Genomic DNA, 12,695 nt, shown 5'->3' with positions numbered 1-12,695 from the left:
CTCGACATGACTATCAAGCAAAGCTTGAAGAACCCAAATCAGGGGGTACATCCTGCCACCGCCCTTGTCCGACTGCTTGAATTGCTTCTTTTAGCAAGATATCGCCGGTATAAATTGCCCTACCGACGATCGCACTTTTGACACCAATGGGTTCCAAAGCCAGCAAACTTAACAAATCGGCGATCGAACTAACGCCACCGGAAGCAATCACGGGAATCGAAATAGCGTTAGCAATTTCGCGCAAAGATTCCAAATTCGGCCCTTCCATAGTACCGTCGCGGTGAATGTCGGTGTAAATAATTTCAGCAGCCCCTAACTCTGCCATTTGCTGCGCTAATTCTGTAGCTAAAACTTCCGAAGTTTCTAGCCAGCCTCTAGTCGCAACTTTACCATTTCTGGCATCTATTCCCACCAGAATTCTGCCGGGAAATTCGGCGCACAATTCACCTACTAATTGCGGTTGTTCGACGGCGACAGTGCCGAGAATCACCCGCCGAACGCCTAAATTGAGGATAGCAGCAACAGAAGTGCGATCGCGCATTCCCCCGCCTACTTGACAGGGAACGTCTACGGATCGGACGATCGCTTCTATGGCTGCTTGGTTGACTGGATGACCTGCTTTAGCGCCGTCGAGGTCTACTAAATGCAGCATGGTTGCGCCTTCATTTACCCACTGTCTGGCGACTTCGACGGGGTTGTCATTAAAAGTCTGAGACTTCGCGTAGTCTCCCTGATACAATCTGACGCATTTTCCATCCAATAAGTCGATCGCGGGAATTACATTCATAATTTTTCCTCAAATTGGTAATTATACCAGTTAAAAAAAAGAATGCAACTTTATGCAATCTACCAACTCATACACAATCATTCATTCCGACTTCTCAAATCTAAAATCTCAAATGGTATTACCCATTACCTTTATTTTTTACATTCGCAACCGCTATTCAAATGAAATATAATCGCCGAAGACAGCGTTGACCATAAAGGAGTATTGACCTCGGCTTTTTGCAAACCTTCGGCCGTCCAGTCGTTGCAAGTTCTCAAAAGTGAGTAACTGCCTTTTGCTTCATAAAAACTGTCGCTGTTGTCGTAGCCGTAGCTAATTTTCATTTTCTTACCTGCTGCGTCTAATTGGAATGTATCTTTAAGAAAATTTATTATTTTAATATAATTTGCTCCACTAATTTTTACACATTTGGTTTCAATATTTTGTGGAGTAACCCGATAACCTTGAACGTGTACAGTAGGCGGAGTAGGGAGAAATAGGGCTTTTAAAGCTGTAACTGTGTTGATACTTCCTGATGTGGGAGTTTCCAGCATAAAAGCTCTATCTCCCCAGCCAAAAGATAGATATTTATAATCAGAAGTGGCATCCCGCCCTATTTCTGTTAGCGGTAGAAATTGATTCCAGTCAAAATATTCATTTTTAACTGGAACAATGATTTCGGTGTGAATGCCTTGATTGGAAATGTATAGAGAGATTGTGCAATCTGCTTGCGAGTAATTGCCCCACTTTCTAGGAGTGAGATAGCCAATTGTTAGGAAAGCAGTCAAAGATAAGATGACAATTCCTAAGCGCTGTATGTTTTTTGTCATTTTAACCGTAGGTGTCAAATTCTGGCTTCGGATGGCGGGCGCTGCATCTTTGTGGGGAAGAATTCTTGCAAAGCAGAATTGCGCTGTTCTGGGGTTTCCATAGCCCAATTCGACAAACTTTCGTAGAAAAAGAACGACACGCCAGCGAAATCTCTTTTTCGCACTTCTTGCACTTGTTCTTGAATTTGTTTTAGGGGAACAGAATTATTTTTAAGACCAGTCAAAATGCCGATCGCAGTTGGAATGTTAAATTTAGCCAATTTAACTTCTTCCCGTTCCAGTTCGGCACTAAAACGCTTGATATCGCTGCGATAAACCTGCAACACAATTTCTTGGATGTAGCCGCGTCTTTCCCAGGTAAACCAGTCCTGCAAGTGGGCGGGTAAAGAAAAGTGAAAAGGGTTCGGAGATAAGCTGACAATACATTTTTCTTTGCGGGATTTGATGGCGCGGGAAACTCGCCCCATGAAGTCGTTAATTTTGTCCGCGCGCCAGCGCACCCAGAAGGTTTCGCGGGGGTCGTCCGAGGGAGGGCTTTTGATTTGTTCTTGATACATTAACACTGTTCGTGGGTCGTAGCCAAATTCTACTGGCAAGCCGAAATGGTCGTCAAATTGAATGCCATCTATATTATAATTATCGACAATTTCTATGATTAAATCTAAGATAAATTGCTGAACTTCTGGATGAAATGGATTCAGCCAAACTCGATCGTGTTTGCCTTCTTTCCAAATAGTTGAACCGTCGCGTCGCTGCGCCAGCCAGTCGGGGTGAAGTGTGACTAATTCCGATTCGGCGGGAGCCATGAAACCAAACTCAAACCAGGGGATTACTGCTATACCTTTTTGATGGGATTGTGCTATAATTTCTTTGAGGATGTCTCGGTCTTCCAATCCGGGCGATGGGTCGATAGACTGTCCGAATACTCGTTCGGCTGCCGCACTCGGATAAAGCGTATAGCCTCCTTGCCAAACTGTGGGGTAAATGGTATTGAAATTGAGTTGATCCAGTCGATTTACAGCGTCAATGATGTTGTTGCGGGAGAACATAACGTCGCTGTCAATGTTAGTCAGCCAGACGCCGCGCAATTCGGTTGTTGGAGCTTGGGGGCGGGTTTGAGCTAACAGACGCGGGGATAATATGGCGGAGGAGGTAAGGGCGATCGCAAAAACAACTATTAAAGCCAGTATCCGCTGCCATTTGTGCAATTTAATCATCAATTTGTCGCAAATATGATTATTTTTAGACTGATATTTTACCGTATAATTAGCTTGTTAGGGTGCGTCAGCGAGGGTTATTTTATTAAAAGTCACTCGAACATTTCGTGACGCACCTACTATTTTTGATATTATTGGGGGTCAAGGATGGTACCCATAAATAATATTGTTCGTGTAGTATCGTCTTGAATGGCACAAAAGAATGGACGGTTTACATTCATTTCAAAAGGCAAACTTCTGATTAACTCGACGGAAGTCACTGCGGCTGCTTCTGTACCTTCTTCGTTCACTTCGACAAAGGTTTTGTGTTTTACTGAATCTACTGCTACGTTGACATCAGTCATCAGAGAAAACTCGTCTTTTGAGGGCTCAAAAATTCCTGCCATTCCCAAAGCTATGAGTGTGCTTTTGAGTTCAACTTTATACTCTATTGTGAAGCGGGGTATTTCAATTATACAATTTCTTTCTCTAAATTCTTGCATCCATTTATTCCAGTTTTCGGCTGTTAATTGCTGCGAGAAAGTTGCCAAATTGGTATTGGAGTTTGGCAAGAAAATATACATACTCAGAGCGCCTTTTTTGCCGTAAGGTAAACTGACTGCTTGAAAAGTGTCTGTTGCGTAGCACCGATAAAAGCCGCTCTGGGACATCATTAGATGCTGTTTGGAACTGCTGTCTGTTAAATAAAAAGTTTTGTTGGCAGTTTGAGATTTATCAAAAGGCGTTTGCCAGTTGCCTTTGAAATAGATGGCGTCAATCAAAAACAAGACTGGATCGAGGCTAATTTCCTCGACTATTTGATCAATTTTTCCTTGAGTTTTTTGGCTTACCCACTTGTTAATGATGCTAGGAGCTTGCGGACTCGTAAAATCTATTTCGGTAAGATTAGCGTTGTAGTATTCTTGATTTATTTGCAGAAATTCTGGTTTTAAGGAGAAGCCTTGTTTCGCCCAAAGCGAGTTGGCTATTAATACTTGGACATTGGGGTCATTTTTTTGCAAACTGTTTTGCAAATTTTGATTGGCTGCGTTGATTTCTTGGGGAGTCATTCCCGTAAATTCGAGAACTTTTGTCATTTCTTGTTTGGTTTCTCCGCTGACTCCGTTGTATGTCATTGACAGTGCGAGGGCGACAGAAGTAGGGGAAATAAAGATATTTTGATTCGGCTGTTGTTTGCTTAGGGTGTTGAACAAGTTAAAACCAAATTTGGTATTAGCTGCAACAAGTCTGGCGTCTACATTTATCTGGTTGTTAGGGGGTGTCATGGCTACAATTTATGAGTGATTGGGATTTGCGAGGTTGATTGCGTTAATTTTTAGTGGCGGCACTAATACTGCGAAAATTGCTAATGTAATGATGGCGGCAGTAGCCAGCCTGGTTTTCTAAGACATAACTGTTATCTCTAGTTGTGGAGTTATCTTACTTTACTATTATGACTTACCTGTGTTAATTAATTTACTTTGACTGCTTTTATTGTGACCTACATTTTTTGTTTGAGGCTGTAGGCGATAATTTAACTGACGTTTAAGGGTGGTGATTGTCCCCTAAAATAGGGTATCTAATGGTACTTGAGATTGTAGCCAAGGAGGGCATCATCTTTTATGAAAAGAGCTTTGTAAATTTATATTGATTTTTTTGTATGATTCCCAGGCGCTAAGATTTGCGATCGCCCAACGAGAATAAAGTTAATAAATTCTAAATCTAATCAAAAAGTTACCCCGGATACTTAATCATAACAAAGATTTAAGATATGACAAGTTAGTAACAATCAAATAGTTATAAGATTGAAATTGTTTTTGAGTCACAATCATATGAATCCTGATTCTCTCCGCACTTTGGGCGTACCGCCGAATGCTTGGAAAGTTGATGCCAAAATTGCCGATATCACCCGCTCGCAACTTGACCCACAAATTGTTACTTTAGAAACAGAAACTAAAACCCTGCGTTTGGACTTAGCCAAAGCTGCAATGTTGGTGATAGATATGCAAAACGATTTCTGTCATCCCGACGGTTGGCTGGCGCATATTGGCGTAGATGTAACCCCCGCCCGAACTCCAATTAATCCTTTAATAAATTTGCTGCCCAAATTGCGATCCCACGCAGTGCCAATTATTTGGATCAACTGGGGAAACCGCCCCGATTTGCTCAACATTAGTGCAGCTTCCCGTCACGTTTACAATCCTACAGGCGACGGCGTAGGTTTGGGAGATCCGTTGCCAAAAAACAACGCCCCTGTACTGATGGCAGGGAGTTGGGCGGCGCAGGTTGTCGATGAATTAAAACCCAAACCGGAGGATATTTGCGTTGATAAATATCGGATGAGCGGCTTTTGGGATACTCCTTTAGATAGTATCTTGCGGAACCTCGGCAGAACTACACTTTTCTTCGGAGGAGTAAACGCCGATCAGTGCGTGATGGCTACCCTGCAAGATGCTAATTTCCTCGGTTACGACTGTATTTTAGTCAAAGATTGTACAGCTACGACATCGCCAGATTATTGCTGGCAAGCGACTCTTTATAACGTTAAGCAATGTTTTGGTTTTGTGTCTGATTCTCAGGCTATGTTAGAAACAATTAAATAGCAGTCCTTAGTTCTTAGTCAGCAGTCATTAGTCACTAAGAATAAATTTTTGAGGCTAAGCTCGCAACTACTGCACTTACGGCTCAGCAACAAAGAAACCGGGTTTTTGCGGTTTTTGTCGCCTGTAACACATCTTCTCAGTAAAAACCCGGTTTCTCGCCACCCATGCGTAAGTCCTAAACTAATGACTCTGGATCGCTCGCTAATCATATCAGAAACATAAAAACCGACAACTCACAATAAAAAAATGACAAACCAGTGTATGATTCCAGTGGTAAAGTCTCCGCAAGACTACCAAGCATTTCGCATCAGTCCGGGCGATACTAATAGATTAGCTATCGTCTTCGATCCGGTAACAGCTAATGTTTCATTAACTGTTTGTGTGGAGATTTTCGATGCGGGCGGCAAAACTCCTCCCAACCGCCATCAATTCGCAGTAGAAATGTTTTTTGTACTCAAAGGAAGAGGGCAAGCAACCTGCGACGGCAAAACAGTTAGTATTCAACCGGGAGATAGTTTGTTAGTGCCTCCAACGGGCACTCACGTAATTGAGAATACGGGCAGCGAACGTTTGTACGCTTTGTGCATCATGGTGCCGAATGAGGATTTTGTAGAACTAATTCGCAGCGGCACACCAGTCGAACTCGATGACGAAGATATGAGAGTTCTAGGGCGATCTGATGTACTCGTATCGTGCTAGTTTTGTAGTAGGGACTTTAGTCCTTTAATCTCGTTCATAGGTAGAGCGTTGGAACATATATGTAGATGCTCTACCTAGTTTCTCTTTTCCAGGTAAAATAATTTATGAGCGTTGTTTTTCACATTACTCAAAGCCAACAATGGGAAGAAGCAAAACAGCTTAAATCCTATCGCGGTGATACCCTAGACTCAGAAGGATTTATCCACTGTTCGACTCTGCCGCAAGTTGTTAAATCTGCCAATAAGTTCTTTGTTGGTAAAAAAGGATTGCTGCTGCTGTTGATTGACTCGGAAAAAGTAGAATCTGAAATTAAATATGAATTGGCTGCGGGTGAAAATTACCCGCACATTTACGGGCCGCTGAATGTTGATGCTGTGTTGAAAGTTGTTGAATTTGAACCGGGTGCCGATGGCAAGTTTGAATTGCCGGAAGAATTAAGAAATATTGTTTAATATTCTGATTTTTGGCCATTGTCAACTAACTTTTTAGGGCGTGGCTCAAAGCCCACCCCACGGGAAAGTTAAATTTTGTCGAACGGGCATCTTGCCCGTTCTAATTTCTGCAATATATCAATTTAAACTTACTAATTAACTAACTCTTTCGCCAATTTCAGCGCATCTTCGGGAGTCGCAATTCTCCCTTCTACCCGCGCTAATTGAATCTCCATCAACAATTGACCGATGCGCGGACTTCTGGGCAATTTCAAATATTCCATTAAATCATTGCCGCTAACTAACTGTGTGGGATGAGCAACAATATCATCAGCATCCAGATAGCGATTAATTAACAGTGAAATATTCTCAACCGCCACTCCCGCCGCCACGGCTAAAACCGCTAAAACTGGAAATACTATTCCCACATCCCGAAACAAAAAATACTGTTCTCGCAAAGACATTTCGGCAATAGGTTTGGCTTGCACTTGTGGCAAGTATTTCAAAAGCTCGATCGCACTTTTAATCTCCGCATTGCTGTACTTCAGCCGCTGCAACTGGGTTTCAGCAATTATCGGGTCGGAATCTGCCAAAATAGCCAGCTTCGCGACAGCCAACAAAGGCGTTTTAATTGTATCTCGAATCTGACGCCCGAATTCCTTGCCTAATTCCGGGTAAATTGCCGCTACTTTGTCAGCAGATGCGTCAATTTTTGTCAAAATATCAAAACGGTCGATCGCACTTTCAAACCAAATCGAAAATAAACCGTCTTCGCAACCGCGACAAATCCAAGGAACACCATCAGGATTGCTCAACAAATAACCCAATTCCGTCCGCACCCGTTCCACCGCTACCCGACTCAACAGCGGTGCTAATTCCCGAATAGCCGATTGAGTTTCAGATTCGATCGCAAAACCCAACTGCGCCGCTTGGCGGTAAGCTCTTAATAACCTCAGCGGATCGTCCTCCAAATTTGACCGCGAAACCATCCGCAGCAAACCCAAGCGCAAATCAGTTTGACCGTCCAAAGGATCGATGATTTCTCCGGTAAAAGGATTGCAGGCGATCGCATTTATCCGAAAATCCCGGCGCAACAAATCCCCCTCCAGACTCCCCCCTTCCGCCTGCGCCAAATCCACCGTACCGCCCGCAAACACCACCCGCGCAATTTGGCGTTCCGCATCCAACAAGACAAATCCACCTTTCGTGCGATCGGCAATTTTTCGAGCTGTTTTCACCGCCCGTGTTAGCATAACGAAATCCAAATCAAAATAGTGCGATCGCCTCCCCAGCAACGCATCCCGCACTGCACCGCCCACCAGATAAGCAGGCGGTGTCAGCAGTTTCAAATCAAACGGCCAAGTATCAGGAGATAATGAAGAGGGCAAATTAATCGGCATCGCAACAAAAATCTACTTTCCTTACAAACAATTAAACTCTTGCTACGCTAGATTAACAGAAAGCTCAATTTTCACCAATCTTTTTGAAATGCACAGAGGATATCAAGAATGTGTATTTGTATTAACTGCCACTATGTAGACCGCTGCTTCACCTACCACGCCGTAGAAGAACAGCACGAACAGCTTCACCTCACCGAAACACCCGATTTCGACCCCGTAGAACCGACAATCAACGTCAACATCCGCCCCCGCCAAGATGAAGTAGAAATGGAATGGGATGTAGTTGGCTGTCAGAGTTTCAAGCAAGAGACCGGCAAATGGGCAAAATTGCGACCAGGCGAACTCGTCCCGACTTAAGGCAGAAGGAAGAGGAAAGAAGGAAGAAGGAAGAAGGAAGAAGGAAAAAATAAAACGCTCTCATTTTCTTGTTTCTTCTTTTTACCCAATTTTCCATTTTCAATATTCAATTTCCAATTTTCAATTACCGATGCCAGATTCCCTATGCCCTATGCCCAATTACCCATTCCCCATTCCCAATTAAAAATCTAAAATCTAAAATCTAAAATCTAAAATCCAATGTGCTATTGCTTAAACCCAACTTGTCAGAATCCGCACAACCCAGGGGATGCAGAATTGTGCCAAAGTTGCGGCTCAAAATTGTTGTTAACTATTGACGCAGAAACGCCATCAGCATCTCGCTACCGAACCATAAAGCCGATCGGGCAAGGAGGCTTCGGCCGAACATTTCTAGCAGTTGATGAAACCAAACCCCTGATTTTTTCGCAGTGCGTAATCAAGCAATTTTTGCAGCAAAATACCGCCGCCGAAAAAGCCGCTCAACTATTTCACCAAGAAGCAGCCCAGCTAGAAACCTTGGGAAAACATCCCCAGATTCCAGAATTAATCGCGCATTTTGAACAAGACGGGAGACAGTATTTAGTACAAGAATTTATAGACGGTAAAAACCTAGCCAGAGAATTAGAACAAAAAGGAGCATTCACCGAAACTCAAATTCGGCAAATCCTCAACGATTTATTGCCCGTGCTCCACTTCGTCCACAAATCCAAAGTTATTCACCGCGATATCAAACCAGAAAATATCATTCGCCGCCGGCTAACTCCAGCCCCTTTACCCGCCTTAGAAAATTCCTATCAGCCCTCTCCTTTCCAAAAAGATATTGTTTTAGTAGACTTTGGTGCAGCTAAGAAAGTAACAGCAAACGGCTTGCAGCCAACTGGTACAATCATCGGCAGTGCTGCTTATACAGCCCCAGAACAATTGATGGGGAAAGCAGTTTTTGCCAGCGATATCTACAGTTTGGGCGTTACTTGCATTCACTTGCTGACTGAAATTCCTCCCTTCGATTTGTTTGACAGTACAGAGGATTCTTGGGCTTGGCGGAATTATTTGAAAACCGCTGTTAGCGATGATTTCGGCCGCATTCTCGACACCATGCTTCAAAGTGCCACCAATCGGCGCTACAGTTCAGCATCAGCAGTCATCCGGCACTTGAACCCCAAACCGGTGTATTTAGACGCACAGCCGGTGCTAGACGCGCCGGAAGCGCCCGCAGAACGGGTGCTTACACCCGCGCCCGGTGTGTCGCTTTTTACTCGCCAAGAGCAAGCCGAAATTCAGCAAGCTTTGCAAGAGGATCTCGCCCCGTACAATGTTACAATCCAAGTCAGTCAAGCCAAGCAACAGCTCAATATCGTCATCAACAGAACCGAAGACAACCCCGTTTACTATCCGCACTTATCTCAAATAATTGCCACCAGACTCACCGATTTGGAGTTAAATAAAGTCGCAGCCGTGAAGCTGTTGGGAAGAGTCAACAATTCTCGCCGCCCGGAGTGGAAGCAAATATTGCAAATCGATCCCAAGATTCAATTGAGAAACAAACTCGTGCGGCTGCAACACAATCAATTAGTCAAGAAAATCGCCCCTGTTGCTACCCAAGAATTTTGGCTGCCGAAGTTGAAAACTCAGGATTTTTGGATAGATGCGCTAATGTTTGCTTTAGTTTGGTTTATCTTTGGCTCTCAAATAGTCATTTTTAATTCTTGGTTTGCGCTAATAGTTTCTTCTGGTTTTATGGCGGTGAAGCATCAAGTTTCCCAACACAAAGAATTTGCAAATAAAAATTTATTTGCAAGTTTAGTAGTGCTGTTTCTGATGACAGGGGGCATGGGGAATTCCAGGATTTTAAACACGGGAATATTTGGCATTCTTTTGGGTTGCTTAGTTGTGGCTTTGCCTCTGTTTTTTGTTAAGGAAAATTATCAGTAATCGTGAATAGCAATCCCCAAGACGGAACATCTGTTAAGAAATACGGCTTAGCCCTGAACACAGCTAGTCGCGAACTCGGTTTAGCCATCAGCAATTTTGCCGGGGATTCTCGCTGCCAAACTTGGAATTTGGATCGCGATTTAGCCACTCATTTGCATCAGTATTTAGTCGAGTTTATTGGGCCGCAAACTTGGGCGGATTTGGCTTTTATTGCGGTGGCGAAGGGGCCCGGAGGTTTCACGGGGACTCGGATGGGTATGGTGACGGCGCGGACTTTGGCTCAACAGTTGGATATTCCGGTTTTTGCGATTTCAACTTTGGCGGCTGTCGCTTGCAGCAGCAGTAAAAAATCTATCTCAAATCAGGATATGGCGCTGCAAATGCCTGCACAGCGGGGTCAATTGTTTGGGGCGGTTTATTCAGTTAACAAAGATTCTGGTTTAACTGAGTTGTTTCCTGATACGGTGATGACTCCTGAAGCTTGGCAGGAAAAGTTGGATAATTGGGGAAATTCTTATCAGTTAATTGAAGTTGGTAGCGAGTTGGGTTGGTCGGTTTCTAGTGTGTTGGAATTGGCTTATTTGGAGTGGAAACAAGGAAGTCGCCCTGATTGGTCGGATGCTCTGCCTTATTACGGGCAACATCCGGTTAAGGGACACTGAATATTGGGAATAGGGTATTGGGAATAGGGCATTGGGCATTATTTCGTTTCTGTTAAATCAACTTGTAGAGTGCGTTTTTTTTCTGACCATGCCGTATTCCCAATGCCCGTAAATGATTTATAAGCAATTAAGCAGACTTGATATTGTTGTTTATTTAAGGGCGATACAAACTTCGAGGCAAAAAGTTAATGTTAGCGGGTCTGGGCTTTCGGTTCGCAATCGATCGATCTCAGCTCGATCGCAGCCGCGAGATTCCATAAAATCGAGCATCCAGTTCGTTATTGTAGCGAGATCGATGTATTTTGCTCCGAGACAAACAGGGCAAATTTCTGGGCTGAGGGTACCGGTGCCGCCGCATTCGGGGCAATCCCAGTGGCTGGTTACGGGATCGGGGGTAGTTAGGATGTTGTTCATGCTGGGAAAAAGTACGCGCGGCGTAGCGATCCTGCAGGGAATCGCACTACTCGTTAACTCTAGCAAAAATGCCGATCGCCCTGACTTCTTCCTGCCTTAACACTAAGCGGGCTAGCGACTAAAATTGAAAAAAATACAAAAGGGGTGGCTATGTTCGATCGCACTCAATGGTTTTTGGCTGGTATGTCGATCGCACTTTCGGTTCAGCTAAGTCAGCCAGTTGCAGCAGCCGTGCCCGTTGGTAAAGTCGTACAAACAGCACAAACTAACAGTAACGAAGCTGCTGAAAAAGCTTTCAAAGAGGGACTGCAACTGTACCAGCAAGGAACGGCCCAAGCAAAAAGAAGTGCGATCGTCAAGTTGGAAGAAGCCTTAAAGCTGTATCGAGAAGTGGGCGACAATGGAAAGCAAGCGTTTAGCCTCACTGCTCTTGCCAAAATCTACTCAGACTTGGGAGAAAAACAGAAAGCTCTAGAATATTACAGCCAGTCGCTTCCCCTCTTTCGGGCAACCGGCGATCGCCGTGGGGGAGCTCACACCCTCACCAACATCGGCGGTGTCTACTCAGATTTGGGAGAACAACAGAAAGCGCTAGAGTATTACAGCCAGTCGCTTCCCCTCTTTCGGGCAATCGGCGATCGCCGTAGGGAAGCTGGCACCCTCCACAACATCGGCGGTGTCTACTCAGATTTGGGAGAAAAACAAAAAGCGCTAGAGTATTACAGCCAGTCGCTTCCCCTGAGACGGGCAACAGGCGATCGCCGTGGAGAAGCTCTTACCCTCAACAACATCGGCGGTGTCTACTCAGATTTGGGAGAACAACAGAAAGCGCTAGAGTATTACAGCCAGTCGCTTCCTCTGAGTCAGGCAACAGGCAATCGCGATGGGGAAGCTCTCACCCTCAACAACATCGGCAATGTCTACTCAGAATTGGGAGAACAACAGAAAGCGCTAGAGTATTACAGCCAGTCGCTTCCTCTGAGTCAGGCAACAGGCGATCGCCGTGGGGAAGCTGTCACCCTCCACAACATCGGCGGTGTCTACTCAGAATTGGGAGAACAACAGAAAGCGCTAGAGTATTACAGCCAGTCGCTTCCCCTGAGACGGGCAACAGGCGATCGCCGTGGGGAAGCTGGCACCCTCCACAACATCGGCTTAGTCTACGATGAATTGGGAGAAAAACAGAAAGCCCTAGAGTATTACAGCCAGTCGCTTCCCCTGAGACGGGCAACAGGCGATCGCAGCGGGGAAGCTACCACCCTTAACAACATCGGCAATGTCTACTCAGATTTAGGAGAAAAACAGAAAGCGTTAGAGTATTTGGGCCAGTCGCTTCCCCTGAGTCGGGCAACAGGCGATCGCAGCGGGGAAGCTACCACCCTCAGCAGCATCGGCTTAGTCTACT

13 protein-coding genes are annotated in these 12,695 nt (G+C 44.7%); 7 read left to right on the top strand and 6 right to left on the bottom strand.

The window, feature by feature from the left end:
* Positions 1–13: 13 nt before the first annotated feature.
* The 4 genes from hisA to QUA53_RS17105 all read right to left on the bottom strand — a co-directional run bounded on the left by hisA (position 14) and on the right by QUA53_RS17105 (position 4,078).
* Positions 14–787: a 1-(5-phosphoribosyl)-5-[(5-phosphoribosylamino)methylideneamino]imidazole-4-carboxamide isomerase gene (gene hisA, locus QUA53_RS17120; protein ID WP_333098575.1), complete on the bottom strand. Its 774-nt coding sequence runs from the start codon at positions 785–787 to the stop codon at positions 14–16.
* A gap of 131 nt (positions 788–918) precedes the next feature.
* Complete coding sequence (locus QUA53_RS17115) at positions 919–1,596, bottom strand: TIGR02117 family protein (protein WP_333098578.1); 678 nt, start codon at positions 1,594–1,596, stop codon at positions 919–921.
* A 14-nt stretch (positions 1,597–1,610) separates the two neighbouring features.
* Positions 1,611–2,813 (bottom strand): glycoside hydrolase family 10 protein, encoded by a 1,203-nt coding sequence (locus QUA53_RS17110; protein WP_333098580.1) that lies wholly within the window; start codon positions 2,811–2,813, stop codon positions 1,611–1,613.
* A 131-nt stretch (positions 2,814–2,944) separates the two neighbouring features.
* The gene (locus tag QUA53_RS17105) at positions 2,945–4,078 is read right to left on the bottom strand and encodes a serpin family protein (protein ID WP_333098583.1); all 1,134 of its coding nucleotides are present in this window, start codon (positions 4,076–4,078) and stop codon (positions 2,945–2,947) included.
* A gap of 531 nt (positions 4,079–4,609) precedes the next feature.
* Between QUA53_RS17105 and QUA53_RS17100 the strand changes: the two genes are divergently transcribed.
* The 3 genes from QUA53_RS17100 to QUA53_RS17090 all read left to right on the top strand — a co-directional run bounded on the left by QUA53_RS17100 (position 4,610) and on the right by QUA53_RS17090 (position 6,546).
* Positions 4,610–5,395 carry a cysteine hydrolase family protein gene (locus QUA53_RS17100; RefSeq protein WP_445305240.1) on the top strand — a complete coding sequence of 262 codons (786 nt, stop codon included), beginning with the start codon at positions 4,610–4,612 and terminating at the stop codon, positions 5,393–5,395.
* A 261-nt stretch (positions 5,396–5,656) separates the two neighbouring features.
* Positions 5,657–6,094, top strand: coding sequence for a cupin domain-containing protein (locus QUA53_RS17095; RefSeq protein ID WP_333147193.1), 438 nt, complete (start codon positions 5,657–5,659; stop codon positions 6,092–6,094).
* A gap of 104 nt (positions 6,095–6,198) precedes the next feature.
* A complete protein-coding gene (locus QUA53_RS17090) occupies positions 6,199–6,546 on the top strand; it encodes a DUF952 domain-containing protein (protein WP_333098588.1) in 348 nt (115 codons plus the stop codon).
* Between the two features lie 131 nt (positions 6,547–6,677).
* Here QUA53_RS17090 and QUA53_RS17085 read toward each other — a convergent pair whose 3' ends face one another.
* Entirely contained in the window at positions 6,678–7,925 is a 1,248-nt protein-coding gene (locus QUA53_RS17085; protein WP_333098589.1) for a CCA tRNA nucleotidyltransferase, read from the bottom strand.
* 108 nt (positions 7,926–8,033) lie between these two features.
* Here QUA53_RS17085 and QUA53_RS17080 point away from each other — a divergent pair, with 108 nt between their 5' ends.
* The 3 genes from QUA53_RS17080 to tsaB all read left to right on the top strand — a co-directional run bounded on the left by QUA53_RS17080 (position 8,034) and on the right by tsaB (position 10,876).
* Positions 8,034–8,282: a Ycf34 family protein gene (locus QUA53_RS17080; RefSeq protein WP_333098591.1), complete on the top strand. Its 249-nt coding sequence runs from the start codon at positions 8,034–8,036 to the stop codon at positions 8,280–8,282.
* Positions 8,283–8,501: 219 nt separating this feature from the next.
* Positions 8,502–10,214 carry a serine/threonine-protein kinase gene (locus QUA53_RS17075; RefSeq protein ID WP_333098593.1) on the top strand — a complete coding sequence of 571 codons (1,713 nt, stop codon included), beginning with the start codon at positions 8,502–8,504 and terminating at the stop codon, positions 10,212–10,214.
* Between the two features lie 2 nt (positions 10,215–10,216).
* The gene (tsaB, locus tag QUA53_RS17070) at positions 10,217–10,876 is read left to right on the top strand and encodes a tRNA (adenosine(37)-N6)-threonylcarbamoyltransferase complex dimerization subunit type 1 TsaB (protein WP_333098596.1); all 660 of its coding nucleotides are present in this window, start codon (positions 10,217–10,219) and stop codon (positions 10,874–10,876) included.
* Between the two features lie 150 nt (positions 10,877–11,026).
* Here tsaB and QUA53_RS17065 read toward each other — a convergent pair whose 3' ends face one another.
* Entirely contained in the window at positions 11,027–11,290 is a 264-nt protein-coding gene (locus QUA53_RS17065; RefSeq protein ID WP_333098599.1) for a hypothetical protein, read from the bottom strand.
* A 150-nt stretch (positions 11,291–11,440) separates the two neighbouring features.
* Here QUA53_RS17065 and QUA53_RS17060 point away from each other — a divergent pair.
* Positions 11,441–12,695: tetratricopeptide repeat protein (locus tag QUA53_RS17060; protein WP_333248980.1), on the top strand; the 1,255-nt coding region annotated here is incomplete at its 3' end.

This window comes from Microcoleus sp. Pol12B3, assembly GCF_036701355.1.
In the GTDB taxonomy this organism is placed as follows: Bacteria; Cyanobacteriota; Cyanobacteriia; order Cyanobacteriales; family Microcoleaceae; genus Microcoleus.
The sequence above is the reverse complement of the archived record's forward strand: the minus strand, read 5'-3'. Positions and strand labels throughout refer to the sequence as shown.

Coding starts and splice junctions, on each gene's coding strand:
- QUA53_RS17110 (WP_333098580.1), bottom strand. CDS start 2,813: ATGATTAAATTGCACAAATGGCAGCGGATACTGGCTTTAATAGTTGTT.
- QUA53_RS17085 (WP_333098589.1), bottom strand. CDS start 7,925: ATGCCGATTAATTTGCCCTCTTCATTATCTCCTGATACTTGGCCGTTT.
- hisA (WP_333098575.1), bottom strand. CDS start 787: ATGAATGTAATTCCCGCGATCGACTTATTGGATGGAAAATGCGTCAGA.
- QUA53_RS17075 (WP_333098593.1), top strand. CDS start 8,502: ATGTGCTATTGCTTAAACCCAACTTGTCAGAATCCGCACAACCCAGGG.
- QUA53_RS17105 (WP_333098583.1), bottom strand. CDS start 4,078: ATGACACCCCCTAACAACCAGATAAATGTAGACGCCAGACTTGTTGCA.
- QUA53_RS17115 (WP_333098578.1), bottom strand. CDS start 1,596: ATGACAAAAAACATACAGCGCTTAGGAATTGTCATCTTATCTTTGACT.
- QUA53_RS17065 (WP_333098599.1), bottom strand. CDS start 11,290: ATGAACAACATCCTAACTACCCCCGATCCCGTAACCAGCCACTGGGAT.
- QUA53_RS17090 (WP_333098588.1), top strand. CDS start 6,199: ATGAGCGTTGTTTTTCACATTACTCAAAGCCAACAATGGGAAGAAGCA.
- QUA53_RS17080 (WP_333098591.1), top strand. CDS start 8,034: ATGTGTATTTGTATTAACTGCCACTATGTAGACCGCTGCTTCACCTAC.
- QUA53_RS17095 (WP_333147193.1), top strand. CDS start 5,657: ATGATTCCAGTGGTAAAGTCTCCGCAAGACTACCAAGCATTTCGCATC.